Here is a 26,217-nt window from a genome sequence, read left to right on the forward strand (position 1 = left end):
CCTGGATCAGCGTCGTTGCCGAGGTCCAAGGCCGGCAGAGATCGCGATCCCCGCCGATGCGCCCGCTGCGCCATGCGACAGACCCGCCGTCGTGAAGCCCGTCAGTCGCATCGACGTGCCGGCGATACGCGTCGAGGCTCCGGCGAAAAGTTCGTGGGCATCCGCGACCTGGCGGGTCGCAGCGCGCGCATAATGGTAGGAGACCAACAGGAACGTGTCCGTCCCCAAGGCATAGGACGCACCTGCCGATGCCGCAGGGCCATCCCGCAACGTATAAGTCGCGGTGTTTCCCAGGAACCGATAGGTGAATGACGTGAACGGCGTGATCTTGCCGAGCGGAAGCGACAAGTCCGCGCCCACCGCATAGTCATTCTCACCGCTCGACAAGCCGCTGCGCTTCGATGCCGTGTTGAGCTTCGCCCGTCCCGACAGTTCCAGCTCGACGGGCGACGAGGCAGGCGCGATCGTATAGGCGGCCCCGAGGGTCAGGTCTCCGAAACCGTCGATCGTCCGCTTGTCCGCCCGGGTGTTGGGCGCCACCAGCACCGGCGTCGCGTCGATGCCGGTGAAGATGGTCGAGCGGCTCCGGATGCGCATCCAGGGCAGTGATGCCGTCAAAGTAAAGTCATTGTGGCGCAGTCGCGCACCAACTGCCGAGCTCCAGATGCTTGTGTCGGAGCCAGTCCCGAACGTACCGCTGGCGTAGATCGTGCCGAGCGAAAGCTCGGCTACTGCCCCGTCGGGAGCGAGCTTGTCCATCGCTTGAGGAACGCTGCTGGGTGATATGGTCGATGTGGCACTGGATGGTGAGATCAGACCGGTGGCGTCATAGCCTATGTCCCGGACCGTGGCCGAATCAGTTTCGCCCGTTTGCTGACACGCCGCAGGCTGGGCCATGTTCGCGGTGATGATGGTGCCGCACAGGCATGCCAGCAATTTCATCTCTGTCTCCCTTGAGACTCGATTTACCATATTTTTCTGGTTGTTAGCGCCCGTAAATTCTCCGCAGTTCGGCAAGTCACGCAGTGACGCAGGATTGATGCTTCACATCATATTGCCGTGTTAGGCGGATCGGTGACGAACATGCCGCCCAGCACCCTTGGCTGGAGGGGTGCCAGAGCTACCGTCATGATTTTTGTCAACAAACGACAGTTTGCGACGTTCCGGCTTGGCTTGTCGGCCCGCACGGCATAGAGGCACGGGCCTGAACCTAATTTCCGTCCCTGTTGGAATCGTCACCCACCATGCAGATCATCGTCCGCGAAAACAATGTCGACCAGGCGCTGCGCGCGCTCAAGAAGAAGCTGCAGCGCGAGGGCGTCTATCGCGAGATGAAGCTGCGCCGGCATTATGAGAAGCCGTCCGAGAAGCGCGCACGCGAGCGAGCCGCCGCGATCAGCCGCGCCCGCAAGGCCGACCGCAAGCGCGCCGAGCGGGACCGCTGATCCTTCGGCCGCAGCCCGGATCGAGCCTGCCAGGATTTAGACGATGCTGAAGACACGGATGCGCCGCTTGGCGGCTCAGACCGACTCTGCCATAGAGCGGCTGGCCCAGATCGAAATGTCGGTCACGGGCCTGGCCGACGAGGACCTTCTCGATCTGGCCGATATCTTCCAGGCCACGTCGGGCAGCCCCTTGGGAGCCATGGCCCGGAGCGAGATGACCAGGCGCAATATCCGCCTGTAATCAGCCCGGGCTTCAAGGCGCGACCGCAACAGCATCTGGGCCAACGCCTTTGACGTATCCGGACATTGGCCGGAGGCGCGGGAGAGTGTGTCGACTGAATACCGGGACCGCTATCCAACGCTGACGGATCACGTGACAGCATGATCTACACCCCCGTGTTAGGTTGAGGCCATGGCGACGCAGAAACGGACGGTCGACGATTTCCTCGAACAGACGGTCGGCGCGGGCGCGGTGTCCGCCAAGCCGATGTTCGGTGAGTATGGCGTCTATGTCGACGGCAAGATGATCGGCTTGATCTGCGACGACCAGCTCTATGTGAAGCCGACGCCATCCGGTCGCCGCCATGCCGAGCCGGTCACGGATGCCCCGCCCTATCCGGGAGCCAAGCCGCACCTCCTGATCGCGGCCGATCGCTGGGACGATGCGGCGTGGCTCGGTGAACTGCTGCGCCTGACAGCGGCGGAACTGCCGATGCCGAAGCCTCGAAAGCCGAAGAAGGACGCGTAAGCGACCGCTCATGGCGGCCTATCGGGATTGGCCGTCATGGATTCCCCGTATCAGTCGCGCGGGCCGCGAGGCAGCGCGCCCGTCACCATCCCATGCTGCCCGGCACGCCCTTGAATGGCCCGGTGAGATCGGACGTGATCCATCCGCCGTAGAAACCGCCGGGCTGCGGGACCACCTGCTCGCCATCGACCGTACAGCTATCGAGTGGAGCAGCGTAGAAGGCGACATGGTCGCGCAACGCTGCAAAGGCCGGAGACGGCTCGGGATAGCTCCAGGCCACGTCGCGCAGCAGTTCTCCGCCGATGCGAAGGTGCCAATAGGTCGCATGGCCCTTCCATTCGCAGAATGAGCGCCGGTCCGAACGAAGCAGCAGGCCGGGCGTCAGGTCGGCCGGCGGCAGATACCAGCTTGGCGGATGGCTGGTCTCCAGCGTCCGCACAGCCGCACACGTATCCGCGACCAGGATGCCTCGGTGCTGAATGCGAATCCGACGATCGCTGGGTTCGGCAACGGCCGGACGGGGATAGCGCCACACGCTCTCCTGCCCGGGCGCAACGAGATCGGGCGTCGGCCTCATGCCCGTGCCCCCCGCCGGGACAGCCATCGTTGCAGATATGGTCGGACACGCAGGAAGCGCAGGTACAGATGCTCAAGCGCCGACAGGACCAGCCGGCTCCGCGCCGCCTCGCCAAGCGGCCGCAACACCGGAATGGCACGCCACATCGCGGCGAAGGCGGCCGCTCCCGACAGCAAGGGTCCACCCGCCTCGCGTGCGTGGAACCGTGCCAGCATCTCGGCGCGGTCGAGCGGGCATGTGGCCGGACCGGCGACGTCGACGAACTCGATGGCGCCCGTACGGTCCAGCCGGCGCATCAGGGCAATCTCTCGCCGGCAAAGCGGGCAATCGCCGTCATGCCAAACCGTGACCCGCCTCATTGCCCCTCTCCCGGATTGTCGCGCCAGATGCGCCCGGCCAGCAGCGTCGCGAAGCCGAGCCAGGCGACGAACGGGATCGCCATCGCGGCGGCCGGCCGGTCCACCTTGGCGGCGGTCGCCACATAGGCGGCGCCGGTGACGACCATCGCCCCCGATGCCGCCGCACTGGCGCCCAACCGCTTTTCGCGGAAGAACAGCTGCGTCCAACCACCGACCATCGCGCTATTGACCAGCCACAGACCGACCGCCGCGTTGCGCGTCCGCCCCGATGGCTGTCGAAGCAGGCGATATCCTCCGACGGCAAGGCCGGTTTCCAAGACAGGCCAGACCGCGCCGAATGCCGCGTCGGGCGGGGTGTAGCCGGGCTTGTGCAAGCGGTGATACCAGCGGCGGATACCGGGATGCGACGGGTCGGGTGCGTTGCGCCGGCCGACGATCGCGCTGGCGCCGAGCACCACGCCGAGCGCGCCGAGCGCCAGCAGCGGCGACAGGCCGGTGGGTGCCGGTGCGCCCGGGGCAACCGCCAGTCCATCGGACGCCACCATGTCGTAGCGCGAGAGGTCGACGTCCTTGGAACGGCCACCGAACAGCTTGCCGGCGACGCCACGCACCGCGGGGCGGCTCGCCACGCTCAGCGCGGTGTGCAGCAACCGGATGCCGATCCTGCTATGGGGATTGGCCAGCCGCGGCGCGATCTTGGGGATGCCCTGCGCATCCTCGACCATCGGCCGCATCGCCTGCTCATAGGCCGCCAAGGCCGCACGCACGCACGTCGATCGGATGAGCTCCTGCGCCAGGACATAGGCGCCGGTGATCGCCAGCGTCGTGCCATAACCGGCGATCGGCGTCGCACACCAGGCTGCGTCGCCGGTCAGAACGACCCGGCCCGTCGACCAGCGGGGCATCCGCACCTGTCGAAGGACGTCGAAATAGAAATCGCCGGTCCCCTCCAGCCCATCCAGCACGCGGGCGCTCTGCCACCCCGCATCGGCGAAGCGCTCGCGCAGCCATGCCTTCTGCCGATCCGCGCCCCAATCCTGCTCACCGCCGGGCGGCTGCTGCACCGACAGCATGGCGCGCGCGGTGCCGTGCCGATCGGGGCGAAGCGACACGCTACGCCCCCCAGGCGCATTGTACCACCGCCACAACCGGTCATCCTCGGGCCGGCGCGGGATGGTGAAATAGGCGATCGTCAGGTCCATCCAGCGGGGATCATTCTCGCCCGGAAAGACCAGTTCACGCGTTCCGGACCCCACGCCCTCGGCGATGATGACCGCGTCATAGCGTTCGGTGATCCCTCTCGCGAAGGTGACGGTGGCACCATCCTCGTCCTGGTCGACCCTGGCGATCGCATCGCCGAACCGATAAGCCGCATGCTCGCGGGCAGGCTCGTACAGCAAGCGGGCCAGGTCGCCGCGCAGGATCTCCATCTCGGCGGTCGGCCCGTCAGCGCCCGTATCGCCGGCGAGGAACTGCGCCGCGATCGTGCCATCATCCTTGATCCACGCGGTACCCTCCTCCCCGGTTCCCTGCTCCAGCGCGACCTGCTCCAGCCCCATGCGGCGCAGCACCTCACGCCCGACGCCGCGCACATCGATATTCTGGCCGCCGGTGCGAAATTCGGGCGATCGTTCGACCACGGTGACGTCGAAGCCAGCACGGCCAAGCCACCATGCCGCGATATTGCCGGCGATGCTCGCGCCGGTGATCAGGATGGTACGAGACATGGACTTGCTTCTCCTTGCCTGCCCAACGAACGAACGCGCATAAGTCGCGCAACCAATGCCCTTCGCGGCTGAGCCTGCGCGAAAAAGCGCCCTCCCCGAAACCGTGTTGCCGTGACGACACAGGCTGATGTCAAAAATCCGTCACACCGGCGGCCACCTTGCCGGGCTTCGCGATCCTCATACACTGGTTGCCGATCGGGGGCTCGGGAAGGCCCTCGAAACAGGGGGATCTATGAAACACGGGAAGCTGCTCGCGGGCCTGTCGCTGTCTGTCTCAAGCCTGGCGCTCGCCTGTCCGGCTGATGGCCAGACGATCCAGTCGGCACCCAGCCGGGAACCCGCGTCGGAGACGCCGGCCGCATCGGACGCGGACGCGGGCAACCAGATCGTCGTGATCGGCAGCCGCGTGTCGAACCGCACCGTGTCGGACAGCCCGGTGCCGATCGACGTGATCTCGGAAAGCGCGTTGCAGGCATCGGGAACGGGCGAACTGAACAAGACGCTGAACCAGCTCGTCCCGTCCTTCAACTTCCCGCAGCCGTCGATCGCCGACGGGTCCGACGTGACCCGCCCCGCGACGTTGCGCGGGCTCAATCCGGACCAGACGCTCGTCCTGCTGAACGGCAAGCGCCGCCACGTATCGGCGCTGCTCAACATCAACGGCACGGTCGGGCGCGGCGCGGCGGCCGTCGACATGAACATGATCCCGGCCCTGGCGATCCAGCGGATCGAGGTGCTGCGTGACGGCGCATCGTCGCAATATGGCTCGGACGCGATCGCGGGCGTGATCAACGTCCAGCTCAAGACCGCCAGTTCGGGCGGCCGGGCCCAGGTGAGCTACGGGCAATATGTCACGACGCTGGATGGCGTGTCGGATTTCGACGGTCTCGTCACCTCGGGCGGCCAGCCGGTGCTGGGCACGGCGGACACGCGCTATCTGCAGGCCAACAGCTCGGGCGAGCGCAAGGCCCGCGACGGCGGCTACACCACCTTCGGCGTGAACGTCGGCCTGCCGGTCGGCGATGGCGGCTTCTTCAACTTCACCGGCGAATATCGCGACCGGAACTACACCAACCGGCAAGGCTATGACCTGCGGCCCAATTACATCCGGCCGACATCGACGACCTTCGACGCGCGCGAGACGACGTTCGACCGGCTGAACTTCCGCTACGGCGACGCCAAGACGGAGGACTTCAATTTCCTCATCAACACCAGCGTGCCGCTGGGCGCGGCCGAATTCTACGGCTTCTTCACCTATGGTCATCGCGACGGGCAGTCCGCCGCGAATTTCCGACAACAGTCGGCCGCCACCAACCGCGACTTCTCGACGCTGACGCCCTCGACCGTCCCCAATAATGGCAATTTCGTCGGACTGACCCCGGACGGTTATCTGCCCAAGATCCAGTCGAACATCGACGACGTCTCGGCGACCGGCGGCGTCCGCGCCGACATCGCCGGGTTCAAGGGCGATTTCTCGCTCGGCTTCGGCCGCAACGAGTTGAGCTACCGGACCGAGGACAGCATCAACGTATCGTTCGGGCCGCAGAGCCAGCGATCGTTCGATGCCGGTCATCTCGCCTTCTCGCAGATCCTGGCCAATGCCGATCTGGCGCGGCAGTTCGACCTCGGCCTGGCCGGGCCGCTGTCCTTCGCCTTCGGCGGCGAGTATCGTCACGAGATCTACCAGATCCGGCCGGGCGATCCGCAATCCTATCAGACCGGGCCGTTCTTCACCCCGGCGCGCGCGACCAGCGCGGAGAACTGCACCGTGATCGGCGGCGTCTTCGCCAACGGCATCTGCTCCTTCCCCGGCCGGGCGGCGGCAGCGGGGGCGCAGGGCTTTGGCGGGCTGCCCGCATCGGCGCGGACCGATGTGAACCGGGACAGCTTCGCCGGCTATCTGGAGTTCGACGCCGACCTGTTCACCGGCCTCACCGCCACGGCGGCCGGCCGCTACGAACATTATAGCGACTTCGGCGACACGCTGAACGGCAAGCTGGCGCTGCGCTACGAACTCGCGCGGGGCTTCGCGCTGCGCGGGTCGGTGTCGAACGGGTTCCGTGCGCCCTCCCTGCACCAGCAATTTTTCACCACCACCTCGACCAATTTCCTGGCGGGCGTGCCGGTCGACGTATCGACGGTGCCGGTCAGCAGCCCGGTCGCCCGCGCGCTGGGATCGCAGCCGCTCAACCCGGAAAAATCGTTCAACCTGTCGGGCGGCGCGACCCTGAACCCGTTCCGGGGCTTCAACCTGACCGTCGATTATTTCCGGATCAAGATCAGCGATCGCATCGTGCTGTCGGAGAATCTGGGCGCGGCCGGCGTCGGCACCGCCACGCAGAATGCCGCGGTCCAGGCGATCCTCTCCGCCAACGGCTTCAGCAATGTCGGCGCGGCGCGCTTCTTCATCAACGGCCTGGATACGACCACCCAGGGCGTCGATGCGGTCGCGACCTATCGCGCCAATCTGGGCGGACTGGGCATGTGGAACCTGTCGGCCGCGTATAATTATACGCAGAACAAGATCGATCGCCGGCTCAACAATCTGGGTCCGCTCGCCCAGATCCCCGGACTGGTGCTGTTCGGCCGGGTCGAGGGCATCCGCTTCGAACGGGGCCAGCCGCGGACCAAGGCGGTGTTCGCCACCGATGGCAAGATCGCGGGGATCGGCATATCGGCCCGGACCACGCGGTACGGCTCGGTCATCTCGCCGGAGACGACCGCGCCGCTCGGCGCCAATGCCACCAGCCTGACCGCACTGGGTCCGGACGACCAGCGCCTGCGCCCCAAATGGATCACCGACTTCTCGCTGAGCTACGAGCTGCACGGCGTGCAGTTGACGCTGGGCGTCGACAACGCGTTCGACGTCTATCCCGATCGCCGGCCCTTCGGCCCGCGCCCGGCCAGCGTCGGCGGGGTCTATCCAGCGACTTACCAGTTCCTGCCCTATAGCGGCTTCTCGCCGTTCGGGTTCAACGGCCGGTTCCTCTACGCCCGAGCCGCCGTCAATTTCTGATGGTTCGAGGATGGGGGCGCTGCGCCCCCGTCCTCAACCCATATCGACCCGGTCCCGGTCCTCCACGGCGTCCACCGACCGGCCGAAAGGGGACGTCGGCCCATCCGGCATATCGGACGCGTTCCCGACCGCTGAAACGAGTCGAACACGACAAGTCGCTGCCCGAGACGGCCGTTTATCGCCTGCTGCCGATCACCTGACCGATGCGGAACGCCGATCCGCCGTCGCGCCGAATCCCGTCCACGATACCGAGCCGCCTGCCCCCCGGTCGCAGGCGACCACGACCGGACAGCCGCGACGCCCTGCCGCGTTTCGAATTCCTAGTCTGCCGGCAATTTCATGGACATCGTCCCTAGCCGATCTGCGCAAACGGCCGCATGATGCACCCTCGAACCGGGCGACGACGAAAAGGTATGCAAATCATGTGGTTACGAACCTCCGCGGCGCTCCTTCTGGCTGCCGCCACGCCGACCGCCCTGCCTGCGGAAGACCCGGCCCCGGTGCAGCAACCGGTGCAGAAAGGGCATCCACTATGGCCGGATGGGGCCCCCGGTTCGAAAGCCCGGCGCAACGAACCGGAGGTCGGGCGGGACTATTGGCTGCGCAACATCCACGATCCCTCGCTGACCGCCTTCCCCGCCGACCCGAAACACCGGAATGGCGTGGGCATCATCATCTTTCCCGGCGGCGGTCACCGCCTGCTGGTCTGGACCAATGAAGGCACGAAGGTCGCGACGGCGCTCAACCGGATGGGCATTACCGCCTTCGTGCTGAAATACCGTCTCGCGAACGAGCCGGGCTCGACCTACACCGTCGCCGGCGACGCCGCCGATGACGCGCGTCGCGCCGTGCGGTGGGTCCGGGCCAATGCGGCGGCCTATGGCGTCGATCCCGCGCGACTGGGCGTGATGGGATTCTCGGCGGGGGGAGAGCTGGTTTCGCTCATCGCGGACAATCCCGAACCGGCGGGACGGCCGGTCACCGACGCGACCGACCGGATCAGCGCGCGGCCGGACTTCCAGATCCTGGTATTTCCCGGCCCCGGGGGATTGCCGGCGCGCGATGCGGCCCATGCGCCGCCCGCCTTCATCACCGCGGGATCGCTCGACCAATGTTGCGCCGCGCCGTCGGTGGCGCTGTACCAGCAGCTCCGCGAGGCGCATGTCCCGGCCGAGCTGCATATGTATGCCGGAGCCGATCACGCCTTCAACCTCGACGAATCCAACCGCATCTCCATCCTGCACTGGCCCGACCGGCTGGCGGATTGGCTCGCCGATGAAGGCTGGCTCGACGGGAGCGCATCGAAGCGCCCGCCGGCCCGGTAGCGGCTGACTTCGTTGTGGAGCATGGGCCGCCGATCCGTCCTTCAGCAGGTGGAACCTAGAAGCCCATGTGGCCACCAACAAGCCGATCGCGCGTTGAGCGGCCAGCAAGGAGTAGGCGATGCCGCAGCTTGAAGGTGTTCTGGAGACCGCGCTCTATGTCGACGACAAACCCAGGTCCGTCGCATTCTTCCGCGACGTCATGGGCATGACCATCGTCCGTGACGAAGATCGCCTGACCGCTTTCGATGCGGGCGGTCAGAGCATTCTTCTCGTCTTCGCGCGACAGGCGTCGCTGGACGGAGAGGATACGCCCGGCGGCCACATCCCCGGTCACGACGGTGCGGGGCCGTTGCATATGGCGTTCAAAGTCGCGGCTGGAGACTATGAGGCCTGGCGCGATCACCTGCGGAGCGCTGCCGTCCCGGAGCTTAGCGAAGTCACCTGGCCGACCGGGGGCCGGAGCTTTTATTTCAACGATCCCGATGGCCATGTCCTCGAGATCGCCACGCCCGGACTTTGGCCGAGCTATTAGCACGACACGCGCCGCCGACAGGCCCGGCCGCTTCACGTCCCGTTCGAGGAGCCGCCGGGTCGATGCAGGACGGGGCCACTCGGCGCCGGCCGCACCTTTGCTCCAAGCCTTTGAAAAAAGGGCGTACGTCAACGAGCGATCTTCCGCATTGGGCGAGAGGATGCTCTTATCCCCGGATGACGACCCTTCACCGATCCGCCGTGGCAGCGTTGCTTGTCGGCTTCGCCGCGACGGCGCTATCTGCGCAATCCACGTTCGAGCAGGTCGATCCGATGATCGGCACCGGCGGGGAGGGCCACACCTTTCCAGGAGCGGTTGCGCCGTTCGGCATGGTGCAATTCTCGCCCGATACCGATACCGGTTGCATCCTTCGCGCATGCTACGGCCATGCCGCCGGCTATCGGTATGACGATCCCACGATCCAGGGATTCTCGCTGACCCACTTCTCGGGCGCCGGGCATTCGGACCTCGGTGACTTTCTGATGATGCCCATTGCCGGAAACGACGTGCCGCTCGAACCGGGCGATGCGGGCAAGCCCGGATCGGGGTACCGGTCGCGCTACGATCACGCCGCGGAGACGGCGCGGCCGGGCTATTATTCGGTCGTGTTGCAGGACCACGGCGTCCGCGCCGAACTCACCGCCGGTACGCGGGTCGGGATGGCCCGCTACCGTGCGGCGTCATCCACCCAGCCGATGCACCTGATCCTCGACCTGCGCAGCTCGCTGTACAATTATCCGGGCAAGATCCTGTGGTCGTCGATCCGACTGCGCCCCGACGGCACCGTGACCGGCTGTCGGCAAACCCGTGGCTGGGCGCCGGATCGGACGCTCTGCTTCGCCCTGCGCTTCTCGGTGCCGCTCCGGGGGCACGCCTTCGTGTCGACCGAGACGGACGTCGCCTATAAGGGTTTCCAGGGACCGGGGCGCGGCAGCGACGCAGTGGCCGAACGCGCCGGACGGGCCCTGGTGGCGCGCTTCGATTTCGGCGCGGTCGACCGCCCCATCGAGGTGAGGAGCGCGATCTCGTCGGTCGACGAGGCGGGCGCGATCGCCAATCTTGCGAGCGAGCCCGGCGACTTCGATGCCATTCGCGCGAAGACCATGGCGGCGTGGCGCGCCGCGCTCGACGTGCTGAAGATCGAGGCGCCTGCCCCGATGCAGACATCGGTGGCGACGGCGCTCTATCATGCCTTGCTCGCGCCCGCCGTCGCCGGCGATGTGGACGGCCGCTATCGCGGGCCCGACAATCAGGTCCATCACGCCCAGGGTTACACCTTCCGCTCGACATTCTCGCTCTGGGATACGTTCCGGGCCGAGCATCCGCTGCTCACCATCGTTCAGCCGCCGAGCACGTCGAGCGACATCGTCCGATCGCTTGTCGCGAGCCGGCAACACAGCCCCGATGGCATCCTGCCGGTCTGGCAGTTCCAGGGACGCGAGACCTGGACGATGATCGGCTATCATGCCGCGCCGGTCATCGCCGACGCCTATCTCAAGGGCATCCGGGGATTCGACGCGGATGCCGCGCTGGCGGCGATGGTGGCGAGCGCGACCTATGCGCCATATGGCGGCCTCGGCGACTATATGAAACGCGGCTATGTGCCGATCGACCGCGAACCGGAAGCGGCCTCCAAGACGGTCGAATATGCCTATGACGACTGGACGATCGCCCGGATGGCGCGCGCGATGGGCCGCACCGACATCGCGGCCAGGTTCGGACAGCGCGCGGGCAACTGGCGCAACAGCTTCGACGCCAGGACCGGCTTCATCCGGGCGCGCAAGACCGACGGGACGTTCCGCGTGCCGTTCGATCCGACCGCGATCAATTACGGATCGGACTATACCGAGGGCAATGCCTGGCAATATGGCTGGTTCGTGCCGCAGGATCAGGCCGCGCTCGTCCGCGCGCTCGGCGGTGACGCGGCGACCATCGCCAAGCTGGATGCGATGTTCGAATTCGACAATTCGAAGCTCGACTACAGCCATGCCGAGGATATCGCCGGGCTGATCGGCCAGTATATCCATGGCAACGAACCCAGCCACCATGTCGCCTATCTCTACAGCTATGCCGGCGCGCCGTGGCGGACGCAGGCACGATTGAAGCAGATCGTCGAAAGCCAGTACCACCCGACGCCCGACGGGCTGTCCGGCAACGACGATCTTGGCCAGATGTCGGCATGGCTCGTCTTCACCGCCCTGGGCTTCTATCCGGTCACGCCGGCCAGCCTGGAATATGTCATCGGACGGCCGTTCGTGAACCGCGCGATGCTCGCCCTGCCCAATGGTCGGCGCCTGACCATCATCGCCGATCGGCTGGACGACGGGCATCCCTATGTCGGGACGGTCATGCTGAACGGCAGGCCCGTCACGCGGGCCTATCTACGGCACGACGAGATCATGGCTGGCGGTGAACTGCGTTTCACGATGCAGAGCATGCCCAACACGGCGTGGGCAGCGGGACGCGCGGATCGGCCATATTCCGCCAGCATGGTGCGAACGCCTGCGAAGCCGGTGAAGCGCGAACTGGCCAAGCGCCTCGGGTGATGGCGGCACCGCCACCCGATCATCGCTGCCAGCCACATTGACTAAGAAAGCGTTCGGATTTCATCAACGAACGTCTTCACCGCACCGCCGGTGGCAACTGCCGGCCGCCCCGACCATTGAGCAGGCAGCGTTCGGATCGGAGATATGACATGAAGACCCGCAAGCTCGGCCGGCAGGGCCTGGAAGTTTCGACCATGGGGCTTGGCTGCATGGGCATGTCGGATTTCTACGCCGGTCGCGATGAGGCGGAGTCGATCGCCACGATCAACCTCGCGCTCGATCGCGGGGTCACCTTCCTGGACACGGCCGACATGTATGGCGTCGGCGCCAATGAGGAGCTGGTCGGACGCGTGGTGCGCGAACGGCGCGAATGGGTGGTGGTCGCGACCAAGTTCGGCATCGTCCGCAGCCCCGATGGCGACGCGCGCGGCATCAACGGCCGGCCGGACTATGTACGCCAGGCCTGCGACGCCAGCCTGAAGCGCACCGGCCTCGACATCATCGACCTCTATTACCAGCACCGTGTCGATCCCGACGTGCCGATCGAGGAAACCGTCGGCGCGATGGCCGAGCTCGTCACCGCGGGCAAGGTGAAGTATCTCGGCCTGTCAGAGGCGGCGCCGGACACGATCCGCCGCGCGCATGCCGTGCACCCGATCACCGCCTTGCAGACGGAATATTCCCTGTGGACGCGCGACCCGGAAGACACGATCCTACCGCTGGTACGGGAACTCGGCATCGGCTTCGTGCCCTATAGCCCGCTCGGACGCGGGTTCCTGACGGGGCAGATCAGGACGCCGGACGATCTGGCTGCCGATGACACCCGGCGCAATCATCCCCGCTTCCAGGGCGAGGCGTTCCGGCGCAATCTCGACCTGGTCCGCGAGATCGGCACCATGGCCGCCGACAAGGGCTGCACGCCCGCACAGCTCGCGCTCGCCTGGGTGCTTGCGCAGGGTGAGGACATCGTGCCGATCCCCGGCACCAAAAGGCGCACCTATCTGGAGGATAATCTCGGCGCGATCGACGTGGCGTTGCAGGCGGCCGACCTGGCGCGGATCGACGCCGTCCTGCCACCCGGCGCGGCGAGCGGCACGCGCTATCCCGCCGCGACGATGGCGAGCGTCAACCGGTGATGACGTCCCCTTGCGCTCCGATCGCGCCGGGCGGGCATTCCAGTCATGCGGCGCAGTTCGCCGACCATCGGGAGGAAGGCGCATGAAGATCGGCTTCATCGGGCTGGGCCAGATGGGCAGCGCCATGGCGGCCAATCTCCTCAAGGCCGGTCATGCGGTAACGGTCTGGAACCGTTCGGCGGCGAAAGCCGATGCGCTTGTCGAGGCTGGTGCGACCCGGGCCAAGCGACCGATCGACGCCGCCCATGGCGATGTGGTGATGACCATGCTCGCCGATGACCAGGCGGTGGTCGACACGGTGTTCGGCGAGGGAGGCATTGCCGGCGCCCCCGCGCTCCATATCGGGCACAGCACGATCAGCGTCGCGCTTGCCGACCGACTGGCCGCGGAAAGCGGCACGGGCGGATATGTCTCGGCCCCGGTCTTCGGCCGCCCGCCGGCGGCGGCGGCCGGTACGCTGTTCGTCGTCGCTGCGGGGCCGGCGGCGGCGCTGGACCGCTGCGAGCCGATCCTTGATGCGATCGGTCAGCGCATCTTCCGGATCGGCGACATGCCGTCCGCCGCGAACCTGGTCAAGCTCAGCGGCAACTTCATGATCATGGCGGCGGTGGAAGCCATGGCCGAGGCGATGACCCTGGCGGAAAAAGGCGGCGTCGATCGCCGCACCCTGTTGGAGGTGCTGACGGGAACGCTGTTCGGCGCGCCGGTCTATCAGACCTATGGCGAAATCCTGGTCGAGGACCGGTTCAGGCCGGCCGGCTTCGCGGCACCTTTGGGGCTAAAGGACATGAGCCTGGTCGATACCGCCGCCACCACGTTCGGCGCGTCGATGCCGCTGCTCGGAATCGTTCGCGACCATCTCCGCACGGTGATCGCGGTGGAGGGGCCGGAGGTCGACTGGGCGGGCATCGCCCTCGCGGTGCGTGCCAGCGCCAAACTCTGACGGCCGAACGCCTGGATGATGGGGCACCGTGCCCGAGGTCGCGGCGATCCGCCGATCAGGATCGACGCTCTTCTTTAGCCGCGTATGTTCTTCCTGGACCGAAGGCGTCACCAAACCGTTCCGTGACGATGCAAGCGATCGAGACACGGGCATTGGCGAAGACGGTCGGTCGCGACCGCCGGCTCTTTCACGACCTAGCCATGTCGGTGTCGCCGGGTGAGCTGGTGGCGATCACCGGGGACTCCGGCGTCGGCAAGTCGACGCTGCTCAACATCCTCGCCGGCCTCGACGACGCCGATGCGGGCGAGGTCCTGATCGAGGGAACATCGCTCGCCCCCCTTTCCGAGGCGGCCCGCACCCGGTTGCGACGCGAACGCATCGGCTTCGTTTTCCAGGCCTTCCACATCCTGCCCTACCTCACCCTCGAACAGAATGTGGCCCTGCCCCTAGCGCTGATCTCGTCCGATGGCGCCGCGGCGCGGTCCCGTGCGGGCGCAATGCTGGCGGAGGTCGGGCTCGCGGATCGCGGCCGCGACTATGCGCGCGACCTGTCGGGTGGCGAGTTGCAGCGGGTGGCGATCGCCCGCGCGCTGGTCCACCGCCCGGCCGTCATCCTCGCCGACGAGCCGACGGGGAACCTCGATCCCGACACTGCCACCCGTGTGCTGCATCTCCTCGCACGCGCAGTGCGGTCGCGCGGGGCGGCGGCGGTGATCGTCACGCATTCCGCCGCCACCGCCGCAATCGCCGACCGGGTGCTTCGGCTGACCGCGAATGGACTGGTCGAACAGGTGCCGATGCCAGCGCATGGCTGAGGCAGGACTGTTCCGCTCGCGCCTCGCGCTGGCCTGGCTGGTGCTGGGCGAGTGGCGTTCGCATCCGGGCCGCTTCGCCGCCACGGCCCTGGCGATCGCCGTCGGCGTGGCGCTCGGCTTCGCCGTCCACCTCGTCAACGGGTCGGCGCTCGCCTCGTTCGAGGCGGCGGTGACCGGCTTGAACGGCGCCGCCGACCTCCAGGTCAGCGCCCGCACCCCGCTCGGCTTCGACGAGCGGCTTTACCCGCGCGTCGCCACCGCACCCGGCGTCGCCGATGCGAGCCCCGTCATCAGCCTGCCCGCGCGCGCGGGCAATGGCCGCTTCACCCTGCTGGGTGTCGACGTAATCCGCGCCGGCGCGGTGACGCCCAGCCTGGTCGGCGCGCGGCCCGCCGGGCCGGATGCCCGGAGCGATGACATCTTCGCCGAAGATGGCCTGTACCTGTCACGTGCGGCGCTGGCGGCGGTCGGTGCCAGCGTCGGCGACCGCGTTGCCGTCAAGGCCAATGGCCGCACCGCCCGCCTCAGGGTCGCCGGAACCCTTCCCGGCGCCCCGGCGGGCCAGGCGCTGGGCACGATCGACATAGCGGCGGCTCAGTGGCGCTTCGGCCGGCTCGGCCGGATCGACCGGCTCGACCTGAAGCTGGGCGACCGCGCGGTCGCGGAACGCGCCCTGCTCGATCTCCTCGGTGCGGATGCGACCATCCGATCGGGTGAAAGCCAGGCACGGCAGGGCGATGCGCTCAGCCGCGCCTACCGGGTCAATCTCGACATGCTCGCGCTCGTCGCGCTCCTCACCGGCGGCTTCCTGGTCTTCTCGGCCCAGACGCTGTCGGTGACCCGCCGGCTGCGCGCCTTCGCGCTGGTGCGGACCCTCGGACTGCCCCGCGCCGGCATCGTTGCCGCCGTGGCGCTGGAGGGGGCCATCATCGGCATCGTCGGCGCGGCCTTGGGGCTTGCGGCCGGCTACGCCATGGCGGTGGCAGCGCTGCGGCTGCTCGGCGGTGACCTGGGCGGCGGCTATTTCGGAGGCGGCGCGGCGCACATCGTGTTCCAGCCGGTCGCCGCCGCGACCTTCTTCGCCCTTGGCGTGGCGGCCGCGCTTCTCGGCAGCGTCCTGCCGGCGCGATCGGCGGCGCGCGCGGCCCCTGCGGCCGCGTTGAAGAACGCCGGCGACATACTCGATCCGCGAGCGCCGGTGCCATGGCGGCCGGCGTTGGTGCTGCTCATCGCCGGCGGCGGCGCGGCGCTCCTGCCGGCGATCGGCGGCCTTCCCCTGTTCGGCTTCGCCAGCATGGCGCTTTTGCTGGCGGGCGGTATCGCCGGCGTGCCGTGGCTGGTGCGGTGGCTTCTCGGACCATGGCGGGGACGCGATATCGCGTCGGTCCCCCGGCTGCTGGCCATCCGCCACGTCCAGGGCGCACCGGGCCAGGCGGCGATCGCGTTGTGCGGCATCGTCGCATCCACCGCGCTGATGATCGCGATGGCGACGATGGTGACCAGCTTTCGGGGCGCCGTCGACGACTGGTTGGGCCAGGTCCTGTCGGCCGATCTCTACCTGCGCGCCGACAGCGGCGATCTCGACTCCGCGACGCAGCGCCGAATCGCCGCCGTTGCGGGGATCCGGGGCGCGGCGTTCAGCCGACAACTGCCGCTGACGATCGTTGCGGATCGCCCGCCGGTCACGCTCATCGTCCGGCCGGTCCGTGGTGACGTGGCGGACCCGCTGCTCGTCCTGCTGGAGCAGGCGAAGGTTCCCGCCGGCGCGACGCCGATCTGGGCGTCGGAGCCGGCCGCCCGCCTCTATGGCTGGTCCCCCGGCCGCTCGGTCATGCTCCCGGTCGGAGGGCGATCGACCCGCTTCGTGGTCGCCGGCGTGTGGCGCGACTATGCCCGCCAGCAGGGCGCGGTGGTGATCCGTGATGTCGACTATGTTCGACTGACGGGGGATCGCGGCCGTGACGAGGCGGCGATCACTCTCGCGCCCGGCGCGGATCCCGCGACCGTGCGCCGCGCCGTGGCGGCGATGCTACCGCCGGGCATATCGGTGGCGGAACCCGCCACGCTCCGCCGCTTCGCCCTCCAGCTTTTCGACAGGAGTTTCGCCATCACCTATGGACTGGAGGCGGTGGCGATCCTCGTCGGCCTGGCCGGGGTGGCGGCGACGATGTCCGCCCAGACGATCGCACGATCGAAGGAGTTCGGCATGCTCCGCCATCTCGGCCTGACCAGGCGACAGGTGACCGCGATGCTCGCGAGCGAGGGCGCGCTGCTCGGGCTGATCGGCGCGGTGGCGGGGGTGGCGCTCGGCGCCCTGCTGGGCCAGGTGTTGATCCATGTCGTCAATCCGCAGTCGTTCAACTGGACGATGACGACGATCTGGCCGTTTGCAACGATCGCCGGGGTGACGGCGGCGCTGACCGTCGCCGCGGCGGTGACGGCGATGCTGGCCGGCCGGCGGGCGACCGCCGCAGACGCCGTCGCCGCCGTTCGGGAGGATTGGTGATGCGTGCGCTTCTCGCGCTGGTCGCGGCTGCGGGACTGGCCGCGCCCTCCCCCTACCCCGTGGTACGCCCCGGCATCCGGCTGTCCTTCCCCGCGGATCACGGGGCGCATCCCGCATTCCGGACCGAATGGTGGTACGTCACCGGCTGGCTAAAGGGCGAGGACGGCCGCGATATCGGCTTCCAGATCACCTTCTTTCGCGTCAATCCGCACGCCACCACCGACAATCCCAGTCGCTTCGCCGCCCGCCAGGTCATCTTCGCCCATGCCGCGCTGTCGGACTCACGGATCGGACATATCCTCCATACCGAGCGCGCCGCCCGTGCGGGTTTCAGTCTGGCGGGCGCGGCGACCGGTGACGCCGACGTACGGCTGAACGGGTGGACCTTCCGCCGGCTTCGTGACGGACGCTTCGCCAGCCGGGTGGGTGGTCGCGACTTTACGCTGGACCTCAGCTTCCGTCCCACCCAGCCGCCACTCGCGCAGGGGGCGAATGGGTATAGCCGCAAGGGTCCGAAGCCGGCGCAGGCGAGCTACTATTATTCGATGCCGCACCTCGCCGCGTCGGGGACGCTCATCCGCGCGGGCCGGAGCGAACGCCTAAGCGGGGAGGCATGGCTCGATCGGGAATGGTCGTCGGACTATCTCGCTACCGATGCCGCCGGCTGGGACTGGACCGGGCTCAATCTCGACGATGGCGCCGCGCTGATGGCGTTCCGCATCCGCGGCAAGGGTGGCGGGGTGCTCTGGTCGGGCGGATCCTATCGCCGCCCCGACGGACGCATCACCCGGCTGTCGCCTCGGGATGTGGCCTTCTCGCCCAAGGCGACCTGGCGGTCGGCGCGCACGGGCGCGCGCTATCCCGTCGCGCAACTGTTGCGGATACGCTTGCCCGAGGGCATCCGCGCCTTCCCGCTTCGGCCAATGTTCGCCGACCAGGAGGTCGATGCCCGCGCCGCCGGACAGCCCGTATATTGGGAGGGCGCGGTCCGGACCAACAGCGGGAGAGGCTATCTGGAACTGACCGGCTATGCCGCTCCCCTGCGTATGTGAGGGGCGCATCCCGCTGGAAATCCGCTGACTTTGGAACGCCGCGTCGCCGACCATGGCGTCGCTTGAATGTCTGGCTTCGAGAAGGCTTTACACTAGGCTGGGATGTCGGCCTGGCCACATGTCCAATGGCGTCGGCCTATTCGAGCGAAATGGATGCGGACCCCATATGGTGCGTTCGAGAACTGGGAGACAATCATGTCGGTGAAGATAGTCGCATTCGTCAGCGTCAAGCCAGGTCGGGAGGAAGCGTTCGTCGCGGCGGCACAGACCTGCATCGCCGCCTCCCGGGCCGAGCCGGGCGTGCTCTACTACGACCTGTGGCGAGAGAAGGACGGGGACCGACGGTTCGTCTTCAACGAACTCTATGTCGACGACGCCGCCGTCCAGGCGCACATGGCGTCGGACCATTTCAAGGCGTTCGGCATCGCCGCACGCGACCTAGCTGTGGCGCGACCGAGCATCACCATAGCCCAAGCGGTCGACGTGGCCGGCTGACGGGGAGACCCGCCCCGGAATGCCATCTCCGGCACCGGGGTCACCTCCCCTGCCGACGACGTCGCATATCGGGCATCATGCCCGCGCGCCCCGCCGAGCAGCTGTATCGGACACCCGGTCGTTTCAGGAGCCTTTCGGTTGGTTGTCGCGCCATATCCGCTCGGCGAGCAACGTTGCAAACCCCAGCCAGGCGACAAAAGGCACCCCCATGGCGGCGGCCGGCCGGTCGACCTTCGCGGCGGCCATGACATAGGTCGCACCGGTGGCGACCATCGCGCCAGAAGCGGCCGCGCTGGCGCCAAGCCGCTTCTGGCGGAAGAAGAGTTGTGTCCAGCCTCCCACCATCGCGGTATTGGCCAGCCACAGGCCGATCGCGGCGTTGCGGGCACGCCCGGCCGGATGTCGCAACAGACGATAGCCGCCGATCGCGAGGCCGGTTTCGAGGACGGGCCAGACCGCGCCGAAGGCTGCGTCGGGCGGCGTATAGCCCGGCTTGTCCAGTCGCCGATACCAGCGGCGGATGCCGGGATGCGAGGGATCGGGCGCGTTACGTCGCCCGACAAGCGCGCTCGCGCCAAGCACCACACCGACCGTCGCCAGCGCCGCCAAGCGCGGAAGGCCACCGGGTGCAAGGGGGTCGGGCCGCGCCATGGGCTCAAGCCTGCCCAAGATAGCGTTCGAGTTCGTCGCTACCGCCGATCCGCTCGCCATCGATGAAGATTTGCGGCGTGGTGGCGACCTCCTGTTCCGCCTTGAAGGCATCGACCTCCTCACGCGTTCGGAGAAGTCGATCGTCGACGGTGAAGCCCGCCCCCTCCAGCATCTGCTTGGCACGGACGCCGAACGGACAGGTATGTTCGGGCAGCACCATACGGTAAAGGGTCGCCATCCTGCTATCCGCCATCACATATCTCCGCGAGCCTGAACGCTCATGGGGCTATAGCGACCGGCACCGCGCGACGTTCCGGGCTCGGCTTCCAGGACAGCCTAGATCCCCTGCGATATAGGGAGAGGCTGCATTCCTCTTTCCCGGCGGAACGAGCCCCCGCAATCGAGCGGCGGGGGCCAATCCTTGCGATGACAATGGTCGAGCCTGATCGGTATCGGCTCCGCTCAATCCGCGGCGATCGGGCCGGAGGGCGCGTTCGGGCGGCGCGTGAACCACACGATCGGGATCATCACCGCGCACAGCCAGGCCGACAGGCGGAACAGGTCGGTCGAGGCGAGCAGATAGGCCTGCCCCACCATCTGCCGCGTCACCGCGGCGGCCGCCCGCGTCTCGTTCAGCCCCAGCCTGGCGAGGCCGTCGCGCGCCATCTGCCACGGCACCCCCTGCCCGATCGCCTCGGACAGCCGGCTCTGGTGCAGCGCCTCGCGCCGGTCCCAAGCGGTGGTGATGATCGAGGCGGCGAACGACCCGGCGACGATGCGGGTGAAGTTCGACAAGCCGGTCGCGGACGGCAATCGCTGGGCCGGGATGCGGTCGAGCGAGATGGTGAGCATCGCCAGGAAGAAGGTGCTCATCGCCACCCCCTGCACCAGCACCGGCAGCATGATCTGCCCGAAACTGGCATTGGCGGTCAGCAGCGAGCGCATCCAATAGGAGGCGGCGAAGGACACGAACGCCACGGTCGCCAGCCAGCGCGCATCGATCTTGCCCGACATCCGCGCGACGAAGGGCGTCAGCAGCACCGCGACCACGCCGCTCGGCGCCGCGACCAGTCCGGCCCAGGTCGCGGTATAGCCGATCTGCGTCTGCAGCCACAGCGGCAGCAGCAGCGTGTTGGCGAAGAACACCGCATAGCCGAGACAGAAGGCGACCGCGCCGATCGTGAAGTTGCGGCTCTTGAACAGCGACAGGTCGACGATCGGATTGGCGTCCGTCATTTCCCAGATGATCCAGGCGATCGCACCGACCACCGCGACGGCGCCGAACACGACGATGCGCGGCGACTGGAACCAGTCGTCATTCTTGCCCAGGTCCAGCATGCATTGCAGCGACCCGACCCACAGCACGAGCAGGAACAGCCCGACCTTGTCGATCGGCAGCTTGCGGGTCGGCGTCTCGCGATCCTTCAGCCCGCGCCAGCACAAAGAGGCGCAGATCAGACCGAAGGGCACGTTGATCAGGAAGATCCAGCTCCAGTGGTAATTGTCGGAGATGTAACCGCCCAGGATCGGGCCCATGATCGGCGCGACGAGCGTCGTCATCGACCAGATGCCGAGCGCGGTGGACCGCCGGTCGGCCGCGAAGATCGAGATCAGCAGCGCCTGGCTGCCCGGCATCATCGGCCCCGACACGGCGCCTTGCAGCACGCGGAAGAAGATCAGCGACGACAGGTTCCAGGCGATGCCGCACAGGAAGGAGGCGATGGTGAACAGCAGCACCGACAGGCAGAAGGTCCGCACCACGCCGAACCGCCCCATCAGGAAACCGGTCAGCGGCACGCCGATGCCGTTGGCCACCGCGAAGGCGGTGATGACCCAGGTCGAATTGTCGCTCGATACGCCGAGATTGCCGGCGAGCGTCGGCAGCGACACGTTGGCGATGGTCGAATCGAGCACCTGCATGAAGGTGCCGACCGCCAGCGCGATCGCGATCACCGCCAGCTTGCCGCCGGCGAGCGGGGGCGGCCCCTCGCCGGCCGCCGGGGCCGGGCCGGCCATCAGCGGTTCGCCGCGATGATCTGGCGGATACGCGCCTCGACCGCCGGATCGTTGGCGTCCTTCGCCGTCGCGCCGTATGCTTGCGCCGCCGGCAGGCCCAGCCGCTGACCCGACTTGCTGGCGGTATCGACCGTGGCGGCCACCGACAGTCCGACGCGCAAGGGATTGGCGCGCAGCTCGCGCGGGTCGAGCGCGATGCGCACCGGCACGCGCTGCACGATCTTGATCCAGTTGCCGCTGGCGTTTTGCGGCGGCAGCAGCGCGAAGGCGTTCCCACTGCCCGCGCCGACGCCGATCACCTTGCCGTGATAGACCACGTCATCGCCGTACACGTCGCTGACCACGGTGGCCGGCTGGCCGATGCGCAGGTCCTTGAGCTGGGTCTCGCGGAAGTTGGCGTCGACCCACAGCCGATCGAGCGGCACCACCGCCATCATCGGCGTGCCCGCCGCGACCTGCTGGCCCAACTGCACCGTACGCTGCGCCACCACGCCATCGATCGGTGCGGCGACATGCATGTGGCTCGCCGTGATCGCCGCGCGGCGATAAGCCGCCGCCGCCGCCAGCACCGCCGGGTTCGTATTCACCTCAGTGCCCTGCACGGCGGTGCGCGACTGGGTCTGCTGGCTGAGCGCCAGTTGCAGATTGGCGCGCGCCACCTTCACCGCATCGGCGGCATGGGCCAGTTCCTCGCCCGAGATCGCGCCCTCGGCCGCCGCACCCCGGCGGCGGCGGTAATCGTCGCTCGCCCGTGCCAGCTCGGCCCGTGCCTGCACCACCTGCGCCCCCGTTTCCGACAGGCGCGAGAAGGTGGCGCGGGTCGAACGCACCGCGCGCGCCAGCTCCGCCTCGGCCGAGGCGAGCCCGACATCGGCGGTCGCAGGGTCGAGGTCGATCAACGGCTGGCCGGCCTTCACCATCTGGGTGTTGTCGGCATGGATCGCGGTCACCTGACCCGGATCGCGCGCGGTGATCGCCACCACGTCGCCCGCGACATAGGCGTCGTCGGTCTCCTCCTCCGGCTTGGCGAGCAGGAAGTGGAACACCGCCCAGACGATCACGCCGATCAGGACGATCACGCCCAGGATCAGCAGTGCCTTGCGCCGCCCGCCCGGATTGCCCCGGGGCGCAGGCGTGGTCTGCGGTACGGCCTGCTCTGCGGAGTCGGCACGGTTGTCGGTCATGGCTGGACACTTTCGGCAGAGAAGCCGCCGCCCAGCGCCAGCACCAGCGCCACGCGCTGGCGGGCCGCTTCGGCGGCGAGGTTGGTGGCGGTCAGGCGGGCGTCGAGCAGGCGCACGTCATTGTCGACCAGATCGAGTTGCGAGTTGAGTCCGCTGGACACGCGCACGGCGTTGAGCCGCCCGGTCTCCGCGAAGCCGCGCACCACCTGCTCGGCACGCTGGCGCTGGGCTTGGAGGTTGGTGGAGAGGGCCAGCGCATCGGCCGCCTCGCGCACCGCGCCGACCACGCGCTCGTTATAGGCGGCATTGGCGAGGTCGACCTGCGCGGTCGCGCTCTGCAGTCCGGCGCGCAACCGCCCGCCCTCGAAGATCGGCAGGTGGATCGCGCCGCCGCCCCCGGCGGTGCCTGCATCGAGCGAGAAGAGATTGCCGATGCCGATCGCCTGGAGCCCGGCGAGCGCCGTCAGGTTGACATTGGGGTAATAGGCCCGCCGCGCGACCTGCTGCCCCGCCGCCGCAGCCGCGATCCGCGCCTGCGCCGCCGCGATGTCGGGCCGGCGGGCGAGCAGGTCGGCGGGCAGCACGGTCGGCACCGGCAGGCCGGCGTCGAGCCGGGCGGCGGTCGGACCGATGCCCGCGCCATAGTCGCTCCCCCGCCCCGCCAGCGCCGCCAGCGCGTTGACCGCCAAGGCCCGCGATCCTTCCGCGGCCGTCAGCGCCTCGCGCGCCTGGGCGAGCAGCGTCGCCGCCGCTGTCGATTGCACCTTGCTGGCCAGCTGGTTGCGGACCTGCGCCTCGACCAGCCGCAGCGAGCGTTCGCGCTCGGTGATCGTCGCGCGGGCGATCGCAGCCTGCGCATCGGCGCGGACCAGGTCGAGATAGGTCTGGACCACCGATCCCGCGATCGCCAGCCGCGCCGCCGCCACATCGTAGCGCGCGGCCTGGGCGCTTTGCCGCGCCTCCAGGATCGCGGCCTGCTGCCGCCCGAACAGGTCGAGATTATAGCTGAGATTGACGACGCCGGTACCGACGAAACGGACGCTGCCGCCATAGGGGGGCGGGATGATGTAGCGGCCCGACAGGCGCTGCACCTGCGGCGACAGATCGGCGCTGACGTCCAGGTTGCGCTCGGCCTGCTGCCGCTCCAGCCCCGCCTGCGCCTGCCGGACGCGCGCCAGCGCGGTGGCGAGCGACGGATTGCCGCCGGTCGCATCCGCGACGATCCGGTCGAGCTGCGGATCGCCGAAGCTCCGCCACCAGGCCTGGTCGATATAGGGGGCGGGTCCACCCGCCAGCCCCATCTGCATCGGCGCGACCGGCGTCACCGACTGATGCGTCGCGGGGGCCGCGCAACCGGCGAGCAGCACGGCCAGCGTGCCCATCGCCCAGACAGCCCGGCTCATGCGCAGCCTCCCTCGTTCACGGCATTTTCGAACGTCGCCTTCAGGCGCTGCAACCCACCGATCAGCCCTTCGAGCTCCTCGCGGTCCCATTCCGCCAGGACCGCGTTCCAGCATTGCTGGACCTGGCGCTTGCAGCGGAGCGCGATCTCGCGCCCCTCCGGGGTCAGGGAAAGGTTGATCTGGCGACGGTCGCCATCGTCGCGCGCGCGGCGGAGCAGGCCGCGCTCCTCCAGCTGGTCGACGACGCGGGTCATCGCGCCCTTGTCATACCCCATGTCCCGCGCCAGCGCGACGCAGGTATTGGCATCGGTCATGAGGATCATCGCCAGCGACGACCATTGCGTGCCGGTAATGCCCTCGCGCGCGAAGATCGGCTCGACCAACTGCGCGCCCATCACATGGATGCGCCGGATCAGATAGCCGATCGAATTGTTCGGCCGAAACGACTCATCGTCATCGTACAGGTTCATGCGGTTGCCGTGGCAAAGGTTGCCTAGGCAGTCAATTATCTTTCGCGTCAGGAACGGATCGATCCCCGACCGATCCCGTCCCGACCGATCACCCGCGTCCGATCAGGCCCCGCGCGATCCGGTCGGCCACCTCGGACGCCGGCTCGCCGCTGGCGGCGCTCTCGGTCCAAACCTGCTCCAGCCGCTCGGGAATGCGGGCGATCCGCGCCATCACCTCGGCCTCGTCGCCATGCCCCAGATATTCCAGGCCGACATTGATGATGCCGCCGGCGTTGATGACATAGTCCGGTGCGTAGAGGATGCCACGATCATGGACACGCTGGCCATCCGCGCGCACCGCCAGCTGGTTGTTCGCGCCGCCCGCGATCACCTTGGCGCGGATCTGCGGGATGCTGGTTTCGGTCAGCACCGCGCCCAGCGCGTTGGGGCTGACCAGATCGACATCCTGAGTCAGGATCGCATCGGCCGGCACGGTGGTCGCGCCCAGTTCCGCCGCCATCGCCTCGGCGCGTTCGGTGTTCACATCGGCCAGGGTCAGCACCGCGCCGTCGCGCGCCAGCAGCCGCGCCAGACCGCCGCCGACCGAACCCAGGCCCTGCACCGCGACGCGCACGCCCTTCATGTCGGTCGCGCCCAGCCCGCGCTTCGCCGCCGCGACCACGCCCAGATAGACGCCGTGAGCGGTATAGGGGCCGGGATCGCCGCCCGCCGCGCCGCTTTCGACCGGCAGGCCGGAGACATAGCGGGTCTGGCCGGCGATGACCTTCATCCGCGCCTCGGACATGCCGACATCCTCGGCGGTCACATAGCGGCCGCCGAGCGATTCGACCGCCCGGCCAAAGGCTTCGAGCTGTTCGGTGGTGATGACCGCGCCCGGCTCGGGGGCCAGCACGACGCCCTTGCCGCCGCCCAGCTCCAGGCCGGCCATCGCGTTCTTGAAGCTCATGCCGCGCGACAGGCGCAGCGCATCGGTGATCGCGCGGTCGCTGTCGGCATAGTGCCAGAAGCGGACGCCGCCCGCCGCCGGGCCCAGCTTGGTGGAGTGGATCGCGACCACCGCCTTCAGCCCCGAGGCCGGGTCGGTGAAGAGATGGATGCCTTCATGGTCGTCGAAATCGGGAAAGCCCCAATTGCTGGTCATGGGCAGCCTCTGCGCGATGTCTGAAGATGGTGGGGCGACCGACGGGACTTGAACCCGCAACTTCCGGCATCACAAGCCGGCGCTCTAACCAATTGAACTACGGTCGCCGCGAAGGAGTTGGGCCGATAAG

Annotated in this window: 24 protein-coding genes and 1 tRNA gene; 13 read left to right on the top strand and 12 right to left on the bottom strand. The window is 68.2% G+C overall.

The features are described from left to right. Positions 1-6 precede the first annotated feature (6 nt). Positions 7-942 carry a hypothetical protein gene (locus tag BRX43_RS07465; RefSeq protein ID WP_125994228.1) on the bottom strand — a complete coding sequence of 312 codons (936 nt, stop codon included), beginning with the start codon at positions 940-942 and terminating at the stop codon, positions 7-9. A 302-nt stretch (positions 943-1,244) separates the two neighbouring features. Between BRX43_RS07465 and rpsU the strand changes: the two genes are divergently transcribed. From rpsU to BRX43_RS07480, 3 genes are all read left to right on the top strand, one after another. Then, positions 1,245-1,445, top strand: coding sequence for a 30S ribosomal protein S21 (rpsU, locus tag BRX43_RS07470; RefSeq protein WP_125994229.1), 201 nt, complete (start codon positions 1,245-1,247; stop codon positions 1,443-1,445). A gap of 43 nt (positions 1,446-1,488) precedes the next feature. Continuing rightward, complete coding sequence (locus tag BRX43_RS07475) at positions 1,489-1,686, top strand: hypothetical protein (protein ID WP_241214837.1); 198 nt, start codon at positions 1,489-1,491, stop codon at positions 1,684-1,686. Between the two features lie 171 nt (positions 1,687-1,857). After that, positions 1,858-2,193, top strand: a complete 336-nt coding sequence (locus BRX43_RS07480; RefSeq protein ID WP_125994230.1) for a TfoX/Sxy family protein — start codon at positions 1,858-1,860, stop codon at positions 2,191-2,193. A gap of 82 nt (positions 2,194-2,275) precedes the next feature. Here the strand turns inward: BRX43_RS07480 and BRX43_RS07485 are convergent, their stop codons facing one another. The 3 genes from BRX43_RS07485 to BRX43_RS07495 are packed head-to-tail and all read right to left on the bottom strand — an operon-like array spanning position 2,276 to position 4,856. Beyond that, complete coding sequence (locus BRX43_RS07485; RefSeq protein WP_125994231.1) at positions 2,276-2,770, bottom strand: DUF427 domain-containing protein; 495 nt, start codon at positions 2,768-2,770, stop codon at positions 2,276-2,278. Next, positions 2,767-3,129, bottom strand: a complete 363-nt coding sequence (locus tag BRX43_RS07490) for a DCC1-like thiol-disulfide oxidoreductase family protein (RefSeq protein ID WP_125994232.1) — start codon at positions 3,127-3,129, stop codon at positions 2,767-2,769. Before BRX43_RS07490 ends, BRX43_RS07485 begins: the two co-directional genes overlap by 4 nt. Next, a complete protein-coding gene (locus tag BRX43_RS07495) occupies positions 3,126-4,856 on the bottom strand; it encodes a tryptophan-rich sensory protein (protein ID WP_125994233.1) in 1,731 nt (576 codons plus the stop codon). Before BRX43_RS07495 ends, BRX43_RS07490 begins: the two co-directional genes overlap by 4 nt. A 232-nt stretch (positions 4,857-5,088) precedes the next feature. Here BRX43_RS07495 and BRX43_RS07500 point away from each other — a divergent pair, with 232 nt between their 5' ends. The 10 genes from BRX43_RS07500 to BRX43_RS07545 all read left to right on the top strand — a co-directional run bounded on the left by BRX43_RS07500 (position 5,089) and on the right by BRX43_RS07545 (position 19,222). Next, positions 5,089-7,872, top strand: a complete 2,784-nt coding sequence (locus BRX43_RS07500) for a TonB-dependent receptor (RefSeq protein WP_125994234.1) — start codon at positions 5,089-5,091, stop codon at positions 7,870-7,872. Between the two features lie 422 nt (positions 7,873-8,294). Continuing rightward, positions 8,295-9,197: an alpha/beta hydrolase gene (locus BRX43_RS07505; protein ID WP_125994235.1), complete on the top strand. Its 903-nt coding sequence runs from the start codon at positions 8,295-8,297 to the stop codon at positions 9,195-9,197. A 118-nt stretch (positions 9,198-9,315) separates the two neighbouring features. Continuing rightward, a complete protein-coding gene (locus BRX43_RS07510; RefSeq protein ID WP_125994236.1) occupies positions 9,316-9,729 on the top strand; it encodes a VOC family protein in 414 nt (137 codons plus the stop codon). A 176-nt stretch (positions 9,730-9,905) separates the two neighbouring features. Further along, on the top strand, positions 9,906-12,275 hold the full coding sequence (locus BRX43_RS07515; RefSeq protein WP_125994237.1) for a GH92 family glycosyl hydrolase: 2,370 nt from the start codon (positions 9,906-9,908) through the stop codon (positions 12,273-12,275). 149 nt (positions 12,276-12,424) lie between these two features. Next, complete coding sequence (locus BRX43_RS07520) at positions 12,425-13,411, top strand: aldo/keto reductase (RefSeq protein WP_125994238.1); 987 nt, start codon at positions 12,425-12,427, stop codon at positions 13,409-13,411. Positions 13,412-13,493: 82 nt separating this feature from the next. After that, positions 13,494-14,354: an NAD(P)-dependent oxidoreductase gene (locus tag BRX43_RS07525; protein ID WP_125994239.1), complete on the top strand. Its 861-nt coding sequence runs from the start codon at positions 13,494-13,496 to the stop codon at positions 14,352-14,354. A gap of 128 nt (positions 14,355-14,482) precedes the next feature. Beyond that, a complete protein-coding gene (locus BRX43_RS07530; protein WP_125994282.1) occupies positions 14,483-15,169 on the top strand; it encodes an ABC transporter ATP-binding protein in 687 nt (228 codons plus the stop codon). After that, positions 15,162-17,675, top strand: a complete 2,514-nt coding sequence (locus BRX43_RS07535; RefSeq protein ID WP_125994240.1) for an FtsX-like permease family protein — start codon at positions 15,162-15,164, stop codon at positions 17,673-17,675. Before BRX43_RS07530 ends, BRX43_RS07535 begins: the two co-directional genes overlap by 8 nt. After that, positions 17,675-18,727, top strand: a complete 1,053-nt coding sequence (locus BRX43_RS07540; RefSeq protein ID WP_125994241.1) for a carotenoid 1,2-hydratase — start codon at positions 17,675-17,677, stop codon at positions 18,725-18,727. Before BRX43_RS07535 ends, BRX43_RS07540 begins: the two co-directional genes overlap by 1 nt. Before the next feature lie 195 nt (positions 18,728-18,922). Next, entirely contained in the window at positions 18,923-19,222 is a 300-nt protein-coding gene (locus tag BRX43_RS07545) for a putative quinol monooxygenase (RefSeq protein ID WP_164523556.1), read from the top strand. 123 nt (positions 19,223-19,345) lie between these two features. Here BRX43_RS07545 and BRX43_RS07550 read toward each other — a convergent pair whose 3' ends face one another. The 8 genes from BRX43_RS07550 to BRX43_RS07585 form a co-directional block, all read right to left on the bottom strand. Further along, a complete protein-coding gene (locus BRX43_RS07550) occupies positions 19,346-19,831 on the bottom strand; it encodes a TspO/MBR family protein (RefSeq protein WP_241214838.1) in 486 nt (161 codons plus the stop codon). 46 nt (positions 19,832-19,877) lie between these two features. Continuing rightward, positions 19,878-20,111, bottom strand: a complete 234-nt coding sequence (locus BRX43_RS07555; protein ID WP_241214839.1) for a glutaredoxin domain-containing protein — start codon at positions 20,109-20,111, stop codon at positions 19,878-19,880. Positions 20,112-20,335: 224 nt separating this feature from the next. Next, complete coding sequence (locus tag BRX43_RS07560) at positions 20,336-21,889, bottom strand: DHA2 family efflux MFS transporter permease subunit (RefSeq protein WP_125994245.1); 1,554 nt, start codon at positions 21,887-21,889, stop codon at positions 20,336-20,338. Then, the gene (locus BRX43_RS07565; RefSeq protein WP_125994246.1) at positions 21,889-23,073 is read right to left on the bottom strand and encodes an HlyD family efflux transporter periplasmic adaptor subunit; all 1,185 of its coding nucleotides are present in this window, start codon (positions 23,071-23,073) and stop codon (positions 21,889-21,891) included. Before BRX43_RS07565 ends, BRX43_RS07560 begins: the two co-directional genes overlap by 1 nt. Continuing rightward, a complete protein-coding gene (locus BRX43_RS07570; RefSeq protein ID WP_125994247.1) occupies positions 23,070-24,476 on the bottom strand; it encodes an efflux transporter outer membrane subunit in 1,407 nt (468 codons plus the stop codon). The genes BRX43_RS07565 and BRX43_RS07570 overlap by 4 nt, the downstream gene beginning before the upstream one ends. Further along, positions 24,473-24,946, bottom strand: coding sequence for a MarR family transcriptional regulator (locus tag BRX43_RS07575; protein WP_125994248.1), 474 nt, complete (start codon positions 24,944-24,946; stop codon positions 24,473-24,475). Before BRX43_RS07575 ends, BRX43_RS07570 begins: the two co-directional genes overlap by 4 nt. Before the next feature lie 88 nt (positions 24,947-25,034). After that, positions 25,035-26,087, bottom strand: a complete 1,053-nt coding sequence (locus BRX43_RS07580) for a Glu/Leu/Phe/Val dehydrogenase dimerization domain-containing protein (protein WP_125994249.1) — start codon at positions 26,085-26,087, stop codon at positions 25,035-25,037. Positions 26,088-26,117: 30 nt separating this feature from the next. Next, a tRNA-His gene (locus tag BRX43_RS07585) sits at positions 26,118-26,194 on the bottom strand. Positions 26,195-26,217 lie beyond the last annotated feature (23 nt).

The organism is Sphingomonas sp. S-NIH.Pt15_0812, assembly GCF_003951315.1.
Classification (GTDB): domain Bacteria; phylum Pseudomonadota; class Alphaproteobacteria; order Sphingomonadales; family Sphingomonadaceae; genus Sphingomonas.